Here is a 21,123-nt window from a genome sequence, read left to right on the forward strand (position 1 = left end):
CGCAACACGACCAATAAAGACAGAATTTTCCTTTTAAAACAATAAATTAAGGAGGGAAAGCACGCTATCGCCACGCGCTTTTAATGACCGCAGCCAGTCACGCTATCAGTAACAATCTATAGCGACATAGGACAAGGGGAGTTAAGTGGCACCACAAAAAAGCACAAAACATTGTAGCGCACTAATTTGGCACTATTTATTAATTATCAATTCCGCTATTACAGCTATTGGAGCACTAGCCGTCTAGGTCACGGCTACAACATCCTCAGCGCCTATGCCACGGATAATCACCCGCGACAAAGCCTCGGTAGCCGCCGCAAACTCCGCTTTACCCAGTTTTTTAATCCCCATTGCAGAGGTAATCTGAACATCAAAATCGGAGTAGTGCTGGGTGGCGCTCCAAATGAGAAAAATAATATACGCGGGTTCAATAGGGTCAATTTTCCCCTGTGCCGCCCACAAACGAAATACCTCAGTTTTGCGTTCAAACCAATCTTGGTATTCGTCATTAAAATAATCATTTAGTCGCGGTGCGCCAGATAAAATTTCCTTGGCAAAGACTCTTGAGGCCAAGGGATACTCTTGGGCAAAATGCATCTTGGTCGCGATATAGGCACGCAGAGCCGTCGCCGGTGTTTCATTGGCATCAAGTTCGTTCAGGGCACCGTCCCAAAGGTCGATAATATTGCTTAGGACTTCCGCATAGAGTTGCAGTTTATTTTTAAAGTAATAGTGGATATTGGATTTTGGCAAACCTGCGCGTTCAGCGATATTGTTCATTGTCGCACCCTTGAACCCATTTTTGGCAAACTCTTCCTCGGCGGCAGACAGGATCAGCTGCTCATTGTGCTGACGGATACGCCCAGCAGGTTTGTCATTACGGTGCGATACAATGTCCAACAGCATAACAGGCTCTTCATTATGGTTTAGGTTCAGCGGGGTTGCCCGCCAACCATTATACCCCAGTGTTGTCTTGAGTTAAGGTCATACTGCATATCCACTGCAATCAACTTTTTCAGCCAAGACAACACCTCGACTACCCGCGTTCACTGCAATCGCGCTGAAGTGCTCCGTTCCTTGTTTACGCGGTGTGACCGCTGACCGCCTCGTGACGCGCCCCGGGCAAGATCAAGCTAAGTATGATCGCCGCAAGTCCACCAGTGGTTACCGGTGAACCAAAGACATTGCCAACCCATTTAGGCGCCGCGTCGAACACCCCCGGCACCATACTGACTCCCAAACCCACCCCAAATGCCACCGCCATAATTAACATTTTACGGCGATCCAGATCCTCGCTGGCCAATATCCTTACCCCTGCCGCCGCCACGGTGCCAAACATTACTAGGGTAGCGCCGCCCAATACGGGCTTAGGAATTTGCTGCAAGACCCCGCCGATGACTGGGAACACACCAAGTAAAATGAGTATGCCCGCGATGTACATACCGACATGACGACTGGCAATGCCAGTAAGCTGAATCACACCGTTGTTCTGACTAAAAGTGGTATTGGGAAAGGTATTGAACATCGCCGCCAGCGCCGAGTTAATGCCGTCGCCGAGCACACCGCCCTTGATACGCTTTAGGTAGGTGTCGCCACTGATCGCCTGCTTAGAGATCAGGCAGTTTGCCGTGATATCCCCAGTCGACTCAATCGTGGTAATAACATAAATTAAGGCAACCGGTAAAAAAGCCGCAAAATCGAAACTAAAACCAAAGCGAAACGGAATGGGGATACTGACAATAGGCAGACTCCCAAGATGCGAAAAATCCAGCCGTCCCATAAAGCCCGCCACCACAAAACCAATGGCTAAACCCACCACAATTGCAGACAAGCGCAGCCACTGGTTCGAAGATCCATTCAAGGCAATAATAATTAGCAACACCAAGAGGCCTAAACCCACATTGCTTAAATCACCAAAATCGTCAGCCTTAAATCCACCCGCTAAGTCTGTCATACCCACTTTAATCAGACTCACACCAATAATGGTAATAACAATACCAGTGACCAGCGGCGTGATGATTCGAGTAAGTCGATGCATAAACTGACTGAGTATAATTTCGACAAATGCTCCTAAAAAGCAGATACTAAAAATCAGCGATAGGATTTCCTCTGGGCCGCCGCCTTTCGCCTTGGCGATAAAGCCAGCGGTGAGCACCGCGCCTAAAAAAGCAAAGCTGGTGCCCTGCACACAAATCATTCCCGTGCCAATAACCTCAAAGGGGCGACGCGCTTGAATGAAAGTACCAACACCCGACACTATCAAAGCCATACTGATTAGGTAGGGCACATATGCCCCAAGACCAAGCACGCCACCAATAATAAGCGTCGGTGTAATAATGCCAACGAAACTGGCCAGTACATGCTGAACGGCGGCAAAACTGGCTGTAACAATTTTAGGCTTATCATCTAAAGCGTAAATCAGCTCCGATGGCGCCGTATCTTCAATAGCCATGAGCGGTCCTCTAGAAGTGGGCTTTCAATAGAAAGCAGAGATTTTCCTCGTCAACGCCGTCAATCCCAAACTTATTGGTCCAGTAGGCGTATTCAATTCCGATATACACGGGCGCTTTAGTGCCTAATAGTTTTCCTGCATTCCACTTCAGCTGCGAGGTGAAATTAGTTTCCGCTTCATTCGTGTCGCTGGACGTGGAGTAATCAAGGAAGCCATCGTAGAGAAACCCTGCCCCAGCAATGTCAAATGGCAGCCCCCAAGTAACAGTCAGCTGCTCATCGTTGTCCCATAGATCATTGCTGGCCTGATACAAATTAATATCAAAATACTTAAAACCCGGCACGTTAAAGGAAAAGCCGACGCCATAAAGATAGTTGTTGAAACTGTCACCACCCTCCCAGGTGGTAGCAATGAGTATGCCCTTCAAGGGCCCCGCGCTAAACGCGCTGCCAAATAAGGACGACAAACTCAAGCGCGGTGAAAGTTCAAAGTAATTACTCACGGTTTCGTCGGAGTAAGTGAGATGATCCATGAAGAAAAAAGTGTCACCCCAACTATGACCACTGGCGTGCTCTACAGTCAGTACCTCACGTTGATTGTCCCCCACTTCATAATCACTACCGTTGAGGTAACTTAGACTGAAATTGCTCCAAAGCTGTTCAGCGGATGCCGTGGAGGACAAACACACTGCACCACATAGGGCGATAAAAAATGACTTGATACACATTGTTGCTTCCCCTCGTTAATAGTTCAAATATCAAGGCTGGGATTCACGCCCAGAAAAACCTGTCTACCTGATCAGGTTATTTCAGCGCATGCACAAAGCTGGCCAGTTGGACAGGTTTTGTATTCTGGCAGCGTAAACTAGCTGTAAATTTGCGGGGATATTTTATTTTTTAACAATGACATAGCGTGGATTAATACTGCTTATTCAAGACGGCGAACAGCCCTACGAGATCACCTGCTCGGCCAACGCCGATAAGTTGCAAACCGTGGCTGAGGGATATCAACGGGCATAAACTGCGCAGAGTCGTGCTGTTTTGGGGCAGGAACTGAACACGTTAGAGATGCGTTTTTTTTGCGGCGGACAACGGTCGACCGCCGCCCGGCCTATTTTGCTGGCGACACGTGAATCGCGATCTCGGCATCAAACACCACCTCGCCCGCTTCGTTCTTCACCTCGACAATCACCGGCACTGAGCCTTTTTCGCCGGGCACGATCTCACGCATGGTGGCGTAACTCCGCAACACACCTTTGGCGCGACCTAAGTAGCGCACGGTCATACCAGCAGGAATCCAGCGCATCCCCTCGGGCAGCGACACCATACTCACCACGCCAGCGCAGACCTCTGCCAAGTTACACAAGGCAATCGCATGTACGCTGCCAATATGGTTATGAATGGCCCGGTGCTCTTTAATGCGCACCACCGCATGACCAACGTCCAGTTCTTCAAAGCAGGGTTTAATTGTTGCGAAGTACGGCGCTTTAAGACAAACCGCCTTGGAAAATGTCCATTTACCGGCGGGATAGGGCGACAGCTTGCGCCACATTTTCAGGGTTGTGTTCATTACGGTCACTCCAAGGATAACAAGCTAGACCGTAGCACGAACGAGTAAAATCGCCATTGACCGCCAGCGTGCACTGCCGCGCTGCGCCGGCCAATGGTGGCTTGCTTAGACTTACGATGGCCGCTTCCAGCGCCCGGGTTTGCTCACCCAAACCCAGACACCACTTAACGCAATAAGAAGTAACGCAATTGCCGCCAAGTCCATAATGTAGACGCCAATAGAGCCAAACAAGCGGCCGCTGTGTAAATCGAGCAACAGGCGCTCCCAGCTCAAACCACTGCCGCGATACTGATCTAGAAGACTGCGTTGAATAATGGGCGGCGCCAGCGCTGGCGCGGCCCAAGCCACGCCCTCAACACTCATGGCTGAAAACATAAAGCTGCGGGGGTCAAAAGCAATCACGCCAGCGGGAGTGCGCAGCAATACTGCCTCACCATCCAGCGCCAAGGCCTCCGCACCGCGAGGCAAACCCAGCGACTCGCTAATATCGTCGAGCTTCTCGCCCGCAGGAGTAAAAAGCTGTAGGCGTCCAGCACATAACACGGCAATCGTGTCTGGCAACACCACCACTCCTAATAACGGGCTATCACAACTGCCAATTTGAGTTTCCGCCAGATAGAGACCATCACCAAGCTGACTCAACCAAGCACCGCTGTTAAGGGGTTTATTTAAAGGAAAGCTGCGCAGAACCGGCGAGGGAATGCCGTAGTGCTTTAATAGCCACCCTTGTTTTAAAGGCTTTTTATCGAGCCCCCAGTCGTCGCTGTGATTAATGGCAATGCCAGTGACAACCAACACTACAACAAAAAGCGCTGCCACCACACCAATACGGCGATGCCAACGCAATAACAACATTCTAAAAATACGATAAGGGCTCACTACTTATTCCGCTGCGCTAATGTCAGCTGAAGCTTGTACCGCATCTGCAAGGAGTAATGCAATAAGTGTGACTTGTTTTACCGCCCTAACCGATAAAGTAGCGCCGGTGATACCATCGACATGCTGGCTTAATACATCGCGTTCAGCGAGCTCTGCACCCCGAAACTGCTCAGTAAAAAAGCTGTGCCGAACCTCCCACCCCCGACTCTCGCGAAAGGCCAGAATCTCAACTCGCGCCACACTTGGTCTCGCGCCGCCCGAATCAACGACAACGCCAATGGTAATCGGCATCTCCTTGCCGATTTCTTCCAATATCCACGCGGTCCTCGAACCCAGTTGCCAATAACGCACCCGCAACAAGGGGAAGTCTTTACCGCGAATCGCCTTTATTCGCGCCTTCAACGCCGGCGTTAACCAAAACACCTTAGACTCCGGCTCGGCGTCATCACCAAAACCCAAGCCGAAAAATTCGTCCACCGTTAAATACTGTCCGGCACTGGCCGCCTGTACCAACGGTGTCGCCATACACTGTAAAACTAAGAGCACGCCAAAAATGACAGCAGCGGGCATAAGCCCGCTGCGTCGTTTTGGCATTTTATAGTGGCTAATGGCCAATATCAGAAGCTCCAGCCTAAACCTAGGTTGATTGAGTCGTCATCTTTCGCGCCGTCTTGCTCAGACACGTCGGCCTTAATAACCACGCTTTTGGTCAGCCAATAGTTAACACCCACATCGATTTGCTCAATCTCAGTATCAGCGCCACTATTTGCGCGGTTATCCCATTCGCCTTGACGCACAAATACGCCAACCGCGGGGGTGAGTTTGTAAGAGGCCTCAACATACTGACCTTCCTGCTTATCACTGCCATTGGCAACAAAGCTAGTACCGTTAATATCCCACTCGGCGGCAAGCGCAGTCAGCGTCAGATTCTGCCACTGGTAGCGAGCCTGCAACTCAATTAAATCGGCCTCGCCGTCATCACCCGCGCCCTGGGTAACATCTTGCTGGTGCTGATAGGTCGCCGCCAGCTCTAAACCACTGATGCCGTTAAAGACCAAGCGACCGGTGTAAGCCAGGTCTTCTGCAGTTGCCTTGGCCGACTTTTGACGACCGCCACGGATAGCGCCGTTGCCAGTAGGGTCAATTTTTAAGCCGCTGTGCAGCGCCGCGTTGTAGCGAAGGCCAGGCAGAATTTCGCCGCTGACCATGACACCAGTTTCCCACCACGTAGCAGGCAGAATTTCTTTTTCGACGTTATTGCGCTCAACCCCATAGAAAGTATCTGGCTCGTGGGTTTCATTGATGATGCCCACCGGCACCAAGAATTGCCCCATAGTCAGCGTATGGCCTTGGGTGAAGTCCCACGCAATGTAGGCTTGCTCTAGCTCTACTTCGCCAGGCCCAGTACTGCCACAATCTAATTTTTGGCCATCAACAGCCGTCACGCCATTGCAGCTCGTATCTACTGAAAGGCCATGTTCAAGCTCTACTTCCGAGAAAAACCGCACGGTATCGCTGAACTGATGACCAACAAAAAGAACAAAGCGGTGAGCATCAACCTTGTCATCTTTGTCTTTAAAGTGGTTAAAGTGATGCTCGCCATAACCGCCAATGGTAGTGCGATTAGCCCAATCGGCAACGGTTGCTGTTTTTTCTACCGCATCGGCTGTTGCATTAATTTTGCTGTCTGCTTGCCTTTGCTCGGCGGTCAAACGTTCAATTTCGCGCTGCTGCTGTTTGATAATTTGCCACATTTCGGCGTTGCTCGGTGCAGTCTCGGCATAGGCAGCAAAGGGCAGCCCCGCAATGGCCGCGGCTAATACGGTCTTCTTCATTGAAAACTCTCCAGTCTCAGTAACGCGGAATCTCACGGCCCGCTTATTTTTAAGATAAACGCCAAATATCAATGGCATCATTGCAAAACGCGGCAAAGCATAGCAAGTCGCAATCTAAATGCAAAGCATTCCCATTACTATTTATCCCTGCAGACATAAAAAAAGCCCGATGACAAAATCATCGGGCTTTACATAAAACAATCTACAACGAGATTTATTCAGCGCTAGGGGCGGCTGCAGCCGTTTCCTGGACCAAGGTTTTCAGTTCGCCGCTTTCATGCATTTCACAAATAATATCGCAGCCGCCAACCAACTCGCCAGCAACCCACAGCTGTGGAAACGTCGGCCAATTCGCAAACTCGGGCATTTTTGCGCGGATATCAGGGTTAGACAGAATATCCACAAAGGCAAAACGCTCGCCGCACTCCATAAGCGCCTGCGACGCCCGCGCAGAGAATCCGCACTGAGGCTGGTTAGGCGAACCTTTCATATAAAGAATAATAGGGTTAGCTGAAATCTGCTGCTTGATTGCTTCAATTGTGTCCATGGACCACCTACTTGTTTGATAACAGTGATAAGACCTGATTGACGCGAGGCACTTATCGGAAAGAATTCGCGCCATTCTAGCAATTCCGCGGGCAAAAGTAATGGCCCGACAACCCCTGAATGCTGGACGGGAGACGGGAGACGCTAGGAACGGTCGGAAGTCTGGCGCCTGGCGCCGGACGCAAAAGCCAAAATCAGCCAAGCCAATGGATGCTAAATTCGGTTCTGCATGCGCTAATTCACTAAGGCCATCTGTCGTTGATTTTAGCGTTTCACATCTCCCGTCCAGCGTTTAGCCGCGCCACGTAATATGGCTTCGTCAGACATCAGACTTCCGACGTCAGACGCCCCAACCCACCCCAGCCTCCCCCGCCGGGGGTCTCTATTCGCAGTACATCACCGGCTACAGCACTCATGCTGACCTTGGCGGGCAACTCTTGGCCATTAAAGCTGTTTTTGCCGACCGCACCGTCGCCGCCACCCGCCAAACCCCAAGGAGCAAGTCGGCGGCGTTCGGTGAGCAGGGTGAACTGGGTGGGCGTTAAAAATTCAAACTCGCGAATTAGTCCTTCGCCGCCGCAATATTGACCTGAGCCACCGGAATCGTGGCGTAATTCATAACGTCGCACTCGCAGGGGGTAGTGCATTTCCAAACTCTCTACCGGTGTATTCAGGGTGTTGGTCATATGGCTTTGCACCGCGCTCAGCCCTGCGCCACTGGCGTGGCCGCCCATACCACCGGCGATGGTTTCGTAATAGTCCCAGTCGCCCCCGGCGCCGCGCCCCCCCATAGCCACATTATTCATGGTGCCCTGACTGGCCGCGGGAATGAGATCGGGGGCAGCTTGCGCCAGTGCGCCCAATACCGCATCGCTTATGCGCATTGACGTTTCAACATTGCCCGCCGCCACTGCCGCTGGCCGCTGAGCATTAAGCAGACAACCCAGCGGCGCACTTATACGAATGGCCCGAAATAAGCCCGCGCAAACCGGCACTTCATCGGGCATTAAACAGCGAAACACGTAATACACTGCGGCGGCAACGACCGACAGCGGACAATTGATATTGCCTTCAACCTGCAACGCCGTGCCGCTGAAGTCGACCACCACGCCTTTGACACTTAAATCAATTGTTACCGCTATAGGCAGCTGCAAATGGCCAAAGCCGTCGTCATCCATGTAATCGGTAAATGCAAAGCTGCCACGGGGCAATTCGGCCAAACGCCGCCGAGCAATAACTTCGGCGTAGTCTTGCAACTGATTTACCGCCACGCCGAAGGGCACGGCTAAGCCAGTAATGACTTCATTTAAACGCTGCAAACCCGTGCGATTAGCGCTAACTTGCGCAATAAAATCGCCGTGCTGCCCTTCGCCAAACCAGTCATCTAGCAAATTTTTAGCTAATATTCCGGCGCGAACCAATACGGTGGGCGGAATCACCACACCCTCTTCGTCCAAGGTTTTGGATAAGGGCATGGAGCCCGGCGCCGACGCACCGATATCGGCATGATGGGCACGATTAGCAACAAAAGCCAGCAAGGCACCGCTGGCGTCAAAGCACGGCGCAATTACAGTAACATCGGGTAAATGCGTGCCGCCAAGAAAGGGATCATTCACTACCACCATATCGCCCTGCTGCCACTCGCAGGCATCGACAATATCTGCCATGGCGTAAGCCATGCTGCCAAGATGGACTGGAATATGCGCCGCTTGGGCACACAAATGACCTTTGGCATCGAATATGGCGCAGGAAAAATCGAGGCGATCTTTGATATTTGGCGAGAACGCCGTGCGTTGCAGCACCGCGCCCATTTCCTCGCACACCGACTCCATGCGGCTAACAAACAAACCGAGTTTAACGGGATCAAGCTTGGGAGGTGATGCAGCCATGATGGGTGTCCAGCGCGGTAAAAACGTCATTATCACGAATATTCGCGAACATACCAATCACGCACAAACGAAAACGGCCCCGAAGGGCCGTCAACATAAATGGCAAACAGTGGTATTAGAAACTATAGCGCGCACTCAGGCCAATGGTACGCGGTTGATTAACATGATGACCAACCCGCGCATTACCGCCGCGTTCGGTATCAATAGACAGCTCCGCTCTCTCATTGGTCGCATTACGTACAAACAGTGCCGTGTCCCAGTTGTCGTTGCGAACACCCAAGCGCAGGTTCACAATTTCGTAGCTGTCCATTTCGCGATCATAGCCATAAGTCGCCTGAGTTAGCGGACCACCTACATTGGGATACAAGGTCGCCACGCCCTGACCATTATTATTTTGGTCAGAGATCTTGGTATAGCGCTCACCCACATTTTGATAGGTCGCATTGGCAAAACCCTCCCAGCGATTAAAAACGGGGAAGTAATAGGTCACCGACGCCGCGAGCTCAAAGCCCGGTGCAGTCGGCAAATCATCGCCATCTTGACCGCCCACAACCGCCAACACTGAACCCTCTGATTCCACATCGGAGTCCAGCTCAGCCTCCACAAAGCTCGCTGACATGCCAAACTCCAAATTGCTCAGCGGCCGCATGAACAGCTCCATCTCAACGCCACTACTGTGGGCTTCATCAGCGTTGTAAATTAAACGCGAGGAACACGAACCGGCATCGACGGTAACTTGCAGATCCTTGATTTGGGCATGAAAAGCCGACACATTAAAGGTACCCGCGCCGCCCATGAAATTGGTTTTTGCGCCAACTTCATAGTTAGTGACAGTTTCGTCGTCAAAGTCCCGGTTGTTGCCGTAAATTTGCTCATCATTATTGCTTGAGCTACACAGTGGCACGTTAAGGGGGTCGTTATTGCCACCTAAGCGAAAGCCCTGGGACACCTGAGCATTTAACATGACATCGTCGTTCAAGGCATGGCGCACAATAACCCGCGGCGAGACCCCGTTAGAACTCACCACACTGCGGTCGTCGATAATCGCCGCGGTATAGATCCCGTCAAAGCTAAGCACGCGGGTTTCTTCATAATCAAAATAACGCGCGCCCACCACCAACATGGTTTTATCAGTTAGGTCATAAGACACTTCACCAAAGATCGCATATTGATCCAATTGATAGGGAATATCAGAGTAATAGAGTTCATCCGTACTCGCCCGCTGTCCTGCTGTTGAACCCGAGAGGTCGGGGTGCTGAGGATTACTCGCCTCAAAACCATCAACAAACAACGACTGGCTGTAATGCCGCTCCACTTCACTATAAAACACCCCCGCTACCCACTGCATCGGGCCATCGAAACCGCTCAACCGCAATTCTTGGGTAAGCACCTCTGCCGACGTCCGGTCGTACAGCGGCGCATCCAGCAAATAGACTGACGGGGCCTCGCCGTAGGAACCACCAGTAATACTGGAGTTCAGTGCGGTTGCGTCCCTAACCACCAACACATCGCGGTCGGTGTATGAGCTGACCGAGGTCAAGCTCAACTGATCGTTAAAATCATAATTCACGGTAAGGTCGAACAGCGCAAAATCGTCCTCAAAACGCTCTTCTAACTGAGTGTACTGCTCATAATCACCCAAGGTAATTGCCGGGCGAGTGGTGGTATAGGGGTTGGCTAACAGATGGTAGTCGTCTTCACGGTTGAAGCCGTCCATATCAATTTTTTGGAACACCACCTTCGGGGTAATGCTTAAGGCATCACTTGGCTGAAACAACACCGCCAGTCGTCCGCCCTCGCGCACGCCCTCGTTCACATCTTCATTAACGCTGCCGCCTGGCTGCACGGCGTCAATAAATCCACCAAACTCCTGATAATAGCGCACCATCCGCAGGGCGACCCTGTCATTCAAGGGCACGTTTAAATGGGCTTTCACACTACCGCCATCGCTGCCATGGCTAATCGTTTCTGCGTCGCCCTGAATCGAACCGCTGACGCCATCAAAGTTCGGCTGCTGGGTGATATAGCGGATTGTCCCAGACAAGGAACCCGAACCAAACAAGGTTCCCTGCGGTCCGCGCAACACTTCTACGCGATTCATATCGTAAAAATCCAAGTCCGGCGTAAACAGTGACATAGAGATCACCGATTCATCCATGTAGACCCCAACCTGCTCTTTCACACCGGGCTGGTCGCGAACAATTTGCCCGGCAGAAATGCCGCGAATAGCAACCTGACTCTGACCGGGACCTAAATTTTGTATGGATATACCAGCGACATTATTCGCCATCGACTCCAAATCGGTTGCGCCACTCTGCTGTAATTTTCCCTCGGTCATCGCGGCCACAGAAAACGGCACGTCCTGCAAAGTCTCGGACTGCTTACGCGCCGTCACCAACACCTCTTCAATCATGCGCGTTGATTCTGCATGGCTTAACGGCGCGCCAGCGGCGAGCCCCATCGCCACAGATACGCCAATAAAGGCATGCCCAGAGCGTCGTTTATTTATCATATTGTTATCCCCGTACTTAATGTGTTTCTTATTGGGTAAATTGCCGTGCTAATTAAGCACTCAGAGCCGATATCAATGATCAATACGAATTGACTCCCTCTTGGTATAGCAGAGCAATAGCAAAACGCACTCATTTAGCGCGAAAAAGTATTCACCGTCAACACTGGATTTGTGTTTCCAAGCAACTCGGGATTAAATGACTCGCAGAATAAATAGGAATCTTTTATGACCGCTAATATTAACCTGCCCCGAATACTGCGCATTGGCGCGGGTGCCAGCCGCCTACTGCCCGAGGTACTCGACAAGCTGAACCTTAAGCAACCGCTCTTAGTCACCGACGCGTTTATCGTCGGTCTTGGCTGGCTGGACACGCTCGAAACCCAACTCAGCGAAAAAGGTTTTAGCCACAGCCGGTTTACCGGCGTTGTTCCCGACCCAACCAGCGCTGCGGTTACCGCTGGCCTTGCAGTATTACGCCAAGGTGAATATGACTGCGTGGTCGCATTAGGTGGTGGCAGCTCGATAGACACCGCCAAAGCTATCGCCGTTATGGCCCACCGCGACCAGCCGATGCGCCACTACAAAGTGCCTAATTCAATAGATGATGGCCTGCCCGTTATCGCCATACCGACCACCGCAGGCACCGGCTCAGAAGCCACCCGCGCCGCCGTCATCACCGACACCGACAGCCAAGAAAAAATGCTGTGCATGGGCCTCGGCCTAATGCCCATTGCCGCGCTGGTCGATTTTGAATTGACCCTGAGTATGCCCTGGCGCTTAACCGCTGACACCGGCCTCGACAGCCTCTGCCATGCACTGGAGGCCTACGTGAGCAAAAAGGCCAACGCACTTACCGATACCATTGCCCTAGCGGCGATGACGGCCATCAACACCCATATTCGCACCGCCTGCCAACAGCCCGACAACCGCGAAGCGCGGGAAGCCATGATGCTGGCGGCAACCCAGGGCGGTATCGCTTTTTCAAACTCATCGGTCACCCTGATTCACGGCATGAGCCGTCCGATTGGCGCGCTTTACCATGTACCCCACGGTCTGAGTAATGCCATGTTATTAGCAGATGTAACCGCATGGTCGATCAGCGGCGCCCCTACCCGCTACGCCGACTGCGCCCGGGCCATGGGCATGGCCGAGCTGAGAGACAGTGACACCACCGCCAACCAGAAACTCGTCGCGGGCCTGCGTTTGCTCTGCAGCGACCTCAAGGTCCCCAGTCCCGGCGAGTTTGGAATAGACGCACACGCATGGCAGCAGTCGCTAGAATTAATGACCCAGCAGGCGCTGGATTCCGGCTCTCCCAATAATAATCCACGTATCCCCAGTGCCGCAGAGATTAAAGATCTCTACCAAAAAGTGTGGGGCAATTAATTCATCACGCCTTTACCCGCCGCAGGCCTAGAAATCCCTGCGCATTCCTTATATTATTGAGGGTCTGACTAGGCAGCGCTGGCTGCCTTTTTGCGTTTTAAATCCATTGCACTGCTATATTTGTGCCTTATTTGCGGTTAAACCTGCTTATTTGGCACGCGGAGATCTGTTGATGACACAGCCGGCTTTAATGAACACCTATGGGCGTCTTCCGGTAACATTTACCCGGGGCGAAGGTGTGCGACTGTTTGATACGCAGGGCAAAGCCTACCTCGACTGCATCAGTGGCGTTGGCGTTAACTCTTTGGGGCACGCGCACCCAGCCTTAACCGAAGCCATTCAGTCACAGGCTGGCCAACTGCTGCACACCTCCAATTTATACTCAGTGCAAAAGCAGGAAGAACTCGCTGCCGCCCTGTGCGCGATTAGCGGCATGGAAAACGTGTTCTTTTGTAATTCCGGCGCCGAAGGCAATGAAGCCGCCATTAAGCTAGCGCGGATGCACGGCCACAACCGCAATATCGATATTCCCCATGTGATTGTAATGGATCAGGCGTTTCATGGCCGGACCTTGGCCACGCTAACAGCGTCGGGCAATCGCAAAATTCAAGCGGGCTTTGAACCCTTAGTGCGGGGCTTTATCCGCGCGCCCTTTGGCGATCTTGCCGCACTTGAAAATATTGCCGAGCACAACGACAGCATTGCCGCCGTGCTCATTGAGCCAATTCAAGGCGAAGGTGGCATTCACACCTTGCCCGCCGGTTTCCTTACTCAGCTGCGGGCACTGTGCGACAAACACAACTGGCTGATGATGTTGGACGAAGTGCAGACCGGCAATGGTCGGACCGGTAAATACTTTGCTTACCAGCATAGCGACGTAATGCCTGACGTGGTGGTGACCGCCAAAGGTCTAGGTGGCGGAGTACCGATTGGTGCCTGTCTTGCCCATGGCAAAGCGGCGGCACTGTTTCAGCCAGGCAATCACGGCTCTACCTTCGGCGGTAATCCGCTGGTGTGCGCGGCCGGGCTCGCGGTAGTAAACACATTGAACACCAATGGCATGATCGACACCATTGCCGACAACGGCCGCTATATTCTCAGCGCCTTAAAGGATCAACTGGGCGATGTTGCCCACGTAAAAGACATTCGCGGCCAAGGCCTGATGATCGGCATTGAGCTGAGCAGCCCCTGTGCCGGACTGGTTGCCCAAGCCTTAGAAAAAGGCCTGCTGATCAATGTCACTTCAGAGCGGGTGGTACGCTTACTGCCGCCGCTAATCATTAACCAGCAAGAAATAGATGCGCTGCTCGCCACACTGTGTCCACTGATTCGTCAGTGGCCAGCTCAGTCCAGCGCGGCATAAGGCCGGTTCAGCAGCAAAAGGTAGCCGTATGGCATTAAGACATTTTTTAACCCTCATGGATTTGAGCCCCGCTGAATTAGAGACCCTAATGCAGCGTACCATACAACTCAAAGCCGAGCACAAAGCCCGCAAAACCAGCGTGCAATTTCCCAATCATGTATTGGGCATGGTGTTTGAAAAAGCCTCTACCCGAACTCGTATCTCGTTTGAAGCGGGGATGGCACACTTAGGCGGTCATGCCATCTTCCTGTCGCCACGCGACACCCAGCTCGGTCGTGGCGAACCGGTGGAAGACAGCGGCCGAGTCATCTCTTCAATGTGCGACATCATCATGGTGCGCACCTTTGAGCACAGCATTATTGAACGCTTTGCCGCGTACTCTAGCGTGCCGGTGATCAACGCACTAACCGACGACCACCACCCCTGCCAACTGCTAGCCGACATCCAAACCTTTATCGAACATCGCGGCAGCATCAAGGGCAAGCAAGTGGCATGGATCGGCGACGGCAATAATATGTGCCAGTCTTATATTCACGCCGCCATACAGTTCGACTTCACCCTAAAAGTCGCCTGCCCCGAGGGCTTTGAACCCCGCGCCGACATCGTTGCCAAGGCCGGTGGCCGCGTTGAAATATTCCGCGAGCCCGCCGATGCCGCCCGCGGCTCAGATCTTCTCGTGACAGACGTCTGGGCCTCGATGGGCCAGGAAGAAGAAAAAGCCGAGCGCCGCCGCGAACTTGCCGGCTACCAAATTAACAGCGCACTCATGGCCCACGCCAACCCAGACGCACTCTACATGCACTGCTTACCCGCCAAGCGCGGCGAAGAAATCAGTGCCGATCTCATGGACAACCCCAAGACCGTGATTTGGGACGAGGCGGAGAATCGCCTGCATGCGCAGAAGGCATTGATGGAGTTTTTGTTGTTAGAGGCGCGGGCCTAATGCTTAGCTTAACGCTGGACGGGAGACGGGAGACGCTAAGGCCTGACGGCTACGCCGTAGACTCAGCATTGCGCGGCAAAGCCGCGCCCGCTTTTGCATCTCCCGTCTCCCGTCTAGCATCCAGCAGCCTCTAGCCGTGCTGCAAATAAAAAGCATCCAATGCCAATATGAAGGCGTCTCCGTTGTCGACGACGTCAGCTTCCATGTTAACGACGGCGACATTTGCAGTTTGCTCGGCCCCAGTGGTTGTGGCAAAACAACCATCTTGCGCGCTATTGCGGGCTTTCAACCGCTCACCAAAGGCTCGGTTACGCTGCGCGGTAACTGCCTGAGCGAACCCGGCAGTATGATTACCCCCGAGCTGCGTAGCATCGGCATGGTATTCCAAGATTACGCCCTCTTCCCGCATTTGAGCGTGTACGACAATATTCGCTTTGGCCTCAACAAACAGAGTCGCCAGGCACAGCGCCAAAAAGTCATGCAATTACTGGCGCTAGTGCGCCTTGAGGGTGTCGAGAATCGCTTCCCTCACGAACTCTCCGGCGGCCAACAACAGCGAGTTGCACTGGCTCGCGCCTTAGCGCCCAGCCCAGACTTACTGCTAATGGACGAGCCTTTTTCCAACCTCGACGCCGAGCTTCGTAAACGCCTCAGCCTCGAAGTGCGCGACATCATTAAAGAGTTAGGTATTAGCGCCATACTCGTAACCCACGACCAGCTCGAGGCCTTTGCCTTCAGCGACAATATTGGCCTGCTCTACAACGGCAAGCTGCAACAATGGGACACCCCGTTTAACCTCTACCACGAACCCAGCAATCGCCTCGTCGCCGACTTTATCGGCGAAGGCAGCTTCTTGCCCGGCGTCATCGGCACCGAGCTGAATACCGTTACCACCGAGCTTGGCACATTAATGGGTAACCGCGCCTACGCTTGGCCGCCCGGCACCCCGGTAGAAATTTTACTGCGCCCCGACGATATTGTGCTCAGCGACTTTGGCGGCATCAGCGCCACCATTGAAAAAAAGGTGTTTTCAGGTAGTGCCACGCTCTACACTCTGCGCCTGCCTACCGGCAGCCAAGTTGAAGCACTACTGCCCAGTCACCGCGATTTCGCTATTAACGAAAAAGTCAACATCAACACCGAGGCCGACCATCTTATTGCCTTTGGCCGCGAGGAATTACACCACGGCGAACACAAGCCAAGAAGTAGCTAAAAAACTTTTCCTTATGCGTAATCCGTCTACCTCGCCTGTGAATGTACTCACCACCTCAGTACGGCGCTGAAAAGCCCGCATTACGGGCAATTAATAATTTAGCGGTTTTCACCCACTACTTACTCACACTTTATCCACAGAAGACCCACAGCATCTTGTGCTTGCGAAATCATGAAAACCGCATTATCTTGTATCCCAGATTCACCCAAACCCTATATATAGGGTTTTTCACCCAAGCCTTATAACAACTATTTACATTTTCGGGATAACTTCCGCACTTGTATTATTTGGCTATTTCGCAAGCCCTCGCCTCCCGCACTGGGAACTCACGAGGCAACTATAAGACTGACGTAGAGCAGTTTTAAGACATCAAGCAAGGGCCAGAGACATCATGCAAACCCAACAAGACACTCGCACCAGCGCCACTGGCGCCCCCCCGCAGCACGCTAGCGACGCCGAACTTAAAGCCACTGCACCCGGCCAACTCCGTGTCATTAAACGCAACGGCTCCGTCGTGAGCTACACCGACGACAAAATCAGCGTGGCAATCACCAAGGCCTTTTTAGCGGTAGAGGGTGGCAACGCTGCCGCCTCTACTCGTATCCACGAGACCGTTGTTAAACTGACCGAACAAGTCAGTGCCACCTTCAAGCGCCGCATGCCCTCTGGCGGCACGATTCATATTGAAGAAATTCAGGACCAAGTTGAACTGGCACTGATGCGCAGCGGCGAGCACAAAATTGCCCGTGGCTATGTACTGTATCGCGCCGCCCGCGCTGAAGAGCGCAGCCAGCTGGCACCGCTTGGTGAAAAAGTACACCCCAGCATTCGCGTCAAACACCCAGACGGCACCGAGTCGCCGCTGGATGTAGGCCGCTTAGAATTTATCGTACAAGAAGCCTGCGAAGGCCTGAGCGATGTCTCTGCCCAAGAAGTGCAAGACGAAGCCCTTAAAAGCTTGTACAACGGCGTACCCCAAGAAGAGGTCAATACCTCACTGGTCATCACCGCCCGCGCCATGGTTGAAAAAGAACACAATTACAGCCTAGTTACCGCCCGCTTGCTGCTCGACAAACTCCGCGCCGAAGCCCTGAGCTTTTTAGAGGTTGCCCAGAGCGCCACTCAGCACGACATGGCTATTTACTACCCGCAGGCACTGCCAATCTACCTGCGCAAAGGTGCTGAGCTTGAGCTGCTGGATCCACGCCTAGAAACCGAATACGACGTTGCCGCGCTCGGTGAAGCCATCAAGCCAGAGCGCGATATGCAATTCCATTACCTTGGCCTGCAAACCCTGTACGACCGCTATTTTATTCACAGCAACGAAGTGCGCATTGAATTGCCACAGATCTTCTTCATGCGCGTTGCCATGGGTTTGGCCATGAACGAAGAAGACCGCAATGCCCGCGCCATTGAGTTCTACGACCTACTCAGCTCCTTCGATTACATGAGCTCAACGCCAACCCTGTTTAATGCTGGCACCCTGCGTCCACAACTGTCGTCTTGCTACCTGACGACTGTGCCTGACGACCTGCACGGCATTTACGGCGCAATTCAAGACAACGCCATGCTGTCTAAATACGCTGGCGGCCTGGGCAACGACTGGACCCCAGTTCGCGGCCTCGGCGCTTACATCAAAGGTACCAACGGCAAGTCTCAAGGCGTTGTCCCCTTCTTAAAAGTGGTTAACGACACCGCCGTTGCCGTAAATCAGGGCGGCAAGCGCAAGGGCGCAGTATGTGCTTACCTAGAAAGTTGGCACATCGACATCGAAGAATTCCTCGAGCTGCGTAAAAACACCGGTGACGACCGTCGTCGCACCCACGACATGAACACCGCCAACTGGATTCCTGACTTGTTCATGAAGCGGGTTTTCCAAGACGGCGACTGGACCTTATTCTCGCCCAACAATGTACCTGATCTGCACGATTTGTACGGCAAAGCCTTCGAAGAGCGCTTTGAACACTACGAAGAACTGACCCGCAAAGGTGAGATTAAACTCTATAAGCGCGTTAAAGCCGCTGACTTGTGGCGCAAGATTCTGTCTATGCTGTTTGAAACTGGCCACCCATGGATCACCTTTAAAGACCCATGTAACCTGCGCAGCCCACAGCAGCACGTTGGCGTGGTGCACTCGTCCAACCTGTGTACAGAAATCACCCTGAACACCAGCAAAGACGAGATCGCGGTATGTAATCTTGGCTCGGTTAACCTTGCCCAGCACATCGGCGACAACGGCCTAGACCTCGCTAAAGTAGAGAAGACCGTTAAGACGGCAGTACGCATGCTCGATAACGTTATCGACATCAACTACTACAGCGTGCCACAAGCTAAGAACTCCAACTTCAAGCACCGCCCTGTTGGCTTGGGTTTGATGGGTTTCCAAGACGCCCTTTACAAACAACACCTGCCCTACTCCTCTGATGAAGCGGTAGAGTTTGCCGACCGCTCTATGGAAGCGATCAGCTACTACGCGATTAAAGCGTCTAGCGATTTGGCCGCCGAGCGTGGCAGCTACCAAAGCTACGAAGACTCTCTGTGGAGCCGTGGCATTCTGCCCATCGACTCGGTAGAAATCCTGGCGCAAGAGCGCGGCACCGATTACATCGAAGTAGACCGCAGCCAAACGCTAGACTGGGACAGCCTGCGTGAAGTTGTTAAAGCTCAAGGCATGCGTAACTCGAACGTCATGGCCATTGCGCCAACCGCCACCATTGCTAACATCACGGGCGTGTCGCAGTCGATCGAACCGACCTACCAAAACCTGTACGTTAAATCGAACCTCTCTGGCGAATTCACCGTAGTGAACCCCTACTTGGTTAAAGACCTGAAAGCGCGCGGCTTGTGGGACGCCGTCATGGTTAACGACCTTAAATACTACGAAGGCTCAGTAAGCAAAATCGACCGTATTCCAGACGACCTAAAAGCGCTGTACGCCACCGCCTTTGAAGTGGAACCGCGCTGGTTGGTCGACGCCGCAAGCCGTCGTCAAAAGTGGTTAGATCAGGCGCAGTCATTGAACCTATACATAGCCGGCGCCAACGGCAAAAAGCTCGACATCACCTACCGCATGGCGTGGTACCGTGGCCTCAAAACCACTTACTACCTCCGCGCATTGGCTGCGAGCTCCACCGAGAAATCCACCGTTTCTCAAGGCTCCATGAACAAGGTTTCATCACAATCGGCTGCACCTAAACCTGCTGCCACCGCGTCTGCCGCTGCACCGCAGGCCGCCCCCGTACCGCTGGCCTGCTCACTGGATGATCCAGACTGCGAAGCCTGTCAGTAAGCGTATAGGGGCCGCTGGCCCCTTCGTCTGGCGTCCGACGTCAGGCGTCTGACGAAAAACACGTATAAAGAATATTGAGGTTATAAAATGTTAAGTTGGGATGAGTTCGATAAAGAAGAAGCACCGGCCAAAGCGCCCGCTGCCAAACCCCAAGCCCCAAAAGCAGCTGAGCCTGTGGTTTCTGCTGCCCTGAATACTATGAATAGCGAAGATAGCGCTGGCGTTGTTGATCAAGCTATTCTCGACAAAGCCAATGCCGCCATAGAGCACCTCGACGTGGCCGCCGGTTTAGAAGAACTGGAAATGGGCGCCGCCCGTCTGCGGGTAGAAGACAAGCGCATCATCAACTGCCACCTCGACCTCAACCAGCTCGTACCCTTTAAGTACGACTGGGCATGGCAAAAATACCTCGACGGCTGCGCCAACCACTGGATGCCCCAAGAAGTAAACATGACTGCCGACATCGCCATGTGGAAAAACCCAGAGGGCCTGACCGACGACGAGCGTCGCATCATCATGCGTTCACTGGGTTACTTCTCAACCGCCGACTCCTTGGTTGCCAACAACTTGGTACTGGCGGTATACCGCCACATCACCAACCCAGAGTGCCGCCAGTACTTGCTGCGCCAAGCCTTTGAAGAAGCGATTCACACCCACGCCTACCAGTACTGCGTAGAGTCGCTGGGCATGGACGAAGCCGAAGTCTTCAACATGTATCGCGAATTGCCCTCCATCGCTAAAAAAGCGGCGTGGAGCCTGCAGCACACCCAAGCACTGGGCGACCCCAACTTCCACACCGGCACCCCAGAAACCGACCAGGAACTGCTCCGCAACCTGATTGGCTTCTACGCCGTCACCGAAGGCATCTTCTTCTACTGTGGCTTCACCCAGATACTGTCTATGGGCCGCCGCAACAAAATGACCGGCATCGCCGAACAGTTCCAGTACATACTCCGCGACGAGTCTATGCACCTGAACTTTGGCATCGACATGATCAACCAGATCAAACTGGAAAACCCACACCTCTGGAACGAAAAATTCCAAGGCGAAGTGACCCAAATGATCGTCGAAGGCATGCAGCTCGAAATCGAATACGCCAAAGACTCAATGCCCCGCGGCGTACTCGGTATGAACTCCGGCATGATGGAAGAATACCTCCAATTCATCGCCAACCGCCGCCTAAGCCAGCTCGGCTTAAAAGAACAATTCCCCGGCGCGCAAAACCCCTTCCCATGGATGAGCGAAAT

The 21,123-nt window shown here is 52.9% G+C and carries 16 protein-coding genes; 6 read left to right on the plus strand and 10 right to left on the minus strand.

What is annotated here, in order from left to right; genetic code table 11:
• Window positions 1-243 precede the first annotated feature (243 nt).
• The 10 genes from ABYP33_RS00360 to ABYP33_RS00405 form a co-directional block, all read right to left on the minus strand.
• Window positions 244-906, minus strand: coding sequence for a TetR/AcrR family transcriptional regulator (locus tag ABYP33_RS00360; protein WP_373086972.1), 663 nt, complete (start codon window positions 904-906; stop codon window positions 244-246).
• Window positions 907-1,081: 175 nt separating this feature from the next.
• Entirely contained in the window at window positions 1,082-2,452 is a 1,371-nt protein-coding gene (locus ABYP33_RS00365) for a uracil-xanthine permease family protein (RefSeq protein ID WP_373086974.1), read from the minus strand.
• A gap of 10 nt (window positions 2,453-2,462) precedes the next feature.
• Complete coding sequence (locus ABYP33_RS00370; RefSeq protein WP_373086976.1) at window positions 2,463-3,179, minus strand: hypothetical protein; 717 nt, start codon at window positions 3,177-3,179, stop codon at window positions 2,463-2,465.
• A gap of 383 nt (window positions 3,180-3,562) precedes the next feature.
• Entirely contained in the window at window positions 3,563-4,021 is a 459-nt protein-coding gene (locus ABYP33_RS00375; protein ID WP_373086979.1) for a hotdog fold domain-containing protein, read from the minus strand.
• 111 nt (window positions 4,022-4,132) lie between these two features.
• Complete coding sequence (locus ABYP33_RS00380) at window positions 4,133-4,900, minus strand: PepSY domain-containing protein (RefSeq protein WP_373086981.1); 768 nt, start codon at window positions 4,898-4,900, stop codon at window positions 4,133-4,135.
• 3 nt (window positions 4,901-4,903) lie between these two features.
• The gene (locus ABYP33_RS00385; RefSeq protein ID WP_373086983.1) at window positions 4,904-5,515 is read right to left on the minus strand and encodes an FMN-binding protein; all 612 of its coding nucleotides are present in this window, start codon (window positions 5,513-5,515) and stop codon (window positions 4,904-4,906) included.
• 2 nt (window positions 5,516-5,517) lie between these two features.
• A complete protein-coding gene (locus ABYP33_RS00390) occupies window positions 5,518-6,735 on the minus strand; it encodes a porin (RefSeq protein ID WP_373086985.1) in 1,218 nt (405 codons plus the stop codon).
• A gap of 214 nt (window positions 6,736-6,949) precedes the next feature.
• Window positions 6,950-7,282, minus strand: a complete 333-nt coding sequence (grxD, locus tag ABYP33_RS00395; protein WP_373086987.1) for a Grx4 family monothiol glutaredoxin — start codon at window positions 7,280-7,282, stop codon at window positions 6,950-6,952.
• Window positions 7,283-7,607: 325 nt separating this feature from the next.
• Entirely contained in the window at window positions 7,608-9,170 is a 1,563-nt protein-coding gene (locus tag ABYP33_RS00400) for a hydantoinase B/oxoprolinase family protein (RefSeq protein WP_373086990.1), read from the minus strand.
• Between the two features lie 115 nt (window positions 9,171-9,285).
• Window positions 9,286-11,682 carry a TonB-dependent receptor gene (locus tag ABYP33_RS00405; RefSeq protein ID WP_373086993.1) on the minus strand — a complete coding sequence of 799 codons (2,397 nt, stop codon included), beginning with the start codon at window positions 11,680-11,682 and terminating at the stop codon, window positions 9,286-9,288.
• Between the two features lie 225 nt (window positions 11,683-11,907).
• Here ABYP33_RS00405 and ABYP33_RS00410 point away from each other — a divergent pair, with 225 nt between their 5' ends.
• From ABYP33_RS00410 to ABYP33_RS00435, 6 genes are all read left to right on the plus strand, one after another.
• Window positions 11,908-13,068: an iron-containing alcohol dehydrogenase gene (locus ABYP33_RS00410; protein WP_373086995.1), complete on the plus strand. Its 1,161-nt coding sequence runs from the start codon at window positions 11,908-11,910 to the stop codon at window positions 13,066-13,068.
• 172 nt (window positions 13,069-13,240) lie between these two features.
• The gene (locus tag ABYP33_RS00415; protein WP_373086997.1) at window positions 13,241-14,431 is read left to right on the plus strand and encodes an aspartate aminotransferase family protein; all 1,191 of its coding nucleotides are present in this window, start codon (window positions 13,241-13,243) and stop codon (window positions 14,429-14,431) included.
• Between the two features lie 28 nt (window positions 14,432-14,459).
• Window positions 14,460-15,374 carry an ornithine carbamoyltransferase gene (gene argF, locus ABYP33_RS00420; protein ID WP_373086999.1) on the plus strand — a complete coding sequence of 305 codons (915 nt, stop codon included), beginning with the start codon at window positions 14,460-14,462 and terminating at the stop codon, window positions 15,372-15,374.
• A 136-nt stretch (window positions 15,375-15,510) separates the two neighbouring features.
• On the plus strand, window positions 15,511-16,587 hold the full coding sequence (locus ABYP33_RS00425; protein WP_373087001.1) for an ABC transporter ATP-binding protein: 1,077 nt from the start codon (window positions 15,511-15,513) through the stop codon (window positions 16,585-16,587).
• A 391-nt stretch (window positions 16,588-16,978) separates the two neighbouring features.
• Window positions 16,979-19,876 (plus strand): ribonucleoside-diphosphate reductase subunit alpha, encoded by a 2,898-nt coding sequence (locus ABYP33_RS00430; protein WP_373087003.1) that lies wholly within the window; start codon window positions 16,979-16,981, stop codon window positions 19,874-19,876.
• Window positions 19,877-19,963: 87 nt separating this feature from the next.
• The coding region (locus tag ABYP33_RS00435; protein WP_373087005.1) for a ribonucleotide-diphosphate reductase subunit beta at window positions 19,964-21,123 on the plus strand (1,160 nt) is incomplete at its 3' end.

It is taken from the genome of Zhongshania sp., assembly GCF_041584495.1.
GTDB lineage: Bacteria > Pseudomonadota > Gammaproteobacteria > Pseudomonadales > Spongiibacteraceae > Spongiibacter.

What these genes read in the sequence shown, in the direction of transcription:
- ABYP33_RS00360 (WP_373086972.1), bottom strand. Translation starts at nt 906, where the DNA reads ATGCTGTTGGACATTGTATCGCACCGTAATGACAAACCTGCTGGGCGT.
- ABYP33_RS00365 (WP_373086974.1), bottom strand. Translation starts at nt 2,452, where the DNA reads ATGGCTATTGAAGATACGGCGCCATCGGAGCTGATTTACGCTTTAGAT.
- ABYP33_RS00370 (WP_373086976.1), bottom strand. Translation starts at nt 3,179, where the DNA reads ATGTGTATCAAGTCATTTTTTATCGCCCTATGTGGTGCAGTGTGTTTG.
- ABYP33_RS00375 (WP_373086979.1), bottom strand. Translation starts at nt 4,021, where the DNA reads ATGAACACAACCCTGAAAATGTGGCGCAAGCTGTCGCCCTATCCCGCC.
- ABYP33_RS00390 (WP_373086985.1), bottom strand. Translation starts at nt 6,735, where the DNA reads ATGAAGAAGACCGTATTAGCCGCGGCCATTGCGGGGCTGCCCTTTGCT.
- grxD (WP_373086987.1), bottom strand. Translation starts at nt 7,282, where the DNA reads ATGGACACAATTGAAGCAATCAAGCAGCAGATTTCAGCTAACCCTATT.
- ABYP33_RS00400 (WP_373086990.1), bottom strand. Translation starts at nt 9,170, where the DNA reads ATGGCTGCATCACCTCCCAAGCTTGATCCCGTTAAACTCGGTTTGTTT.
- ABYP33_RS00405 (WP_373086993.1), bottom strand. Translation starts at nt 11,682, where the DNA reads ATGATAAATAAACGACGCTCTGGGCATGCCTTTATTGGCGTATCTGTG.
- ABYP33_RS00410 (WP_373086995.1), top strand. Translation starts at nt 11,908, where the DNA reads ATGACCGCTAATATTAACCTGCCCCGAATACTGCGCATTGGCGCGGGT.
- ABYP33_RS00415 (WP_373086997.1), top strand. Translation starts at nt 13,241, where the DNA reads ATGACACAGCCGGCTTTAATGAACACCTATGGGCGTCTTCCGGTAACA.
- argF (WP_373086999.1), top strand. Translation starts at nt 14,460, where the DNA reads ATGGCATTAAGACATTTTTTAACCCTCATGGATTTGAGCCCCGCTGAA.
- ABYP33_RS00430 (WP_373087003.1), top strand. Translation starts at nt 16,979, where the DNA reads ATGCAAACCCAACAAGACACTCGCACCAGCGCCACTGGCGCCCCCCCG.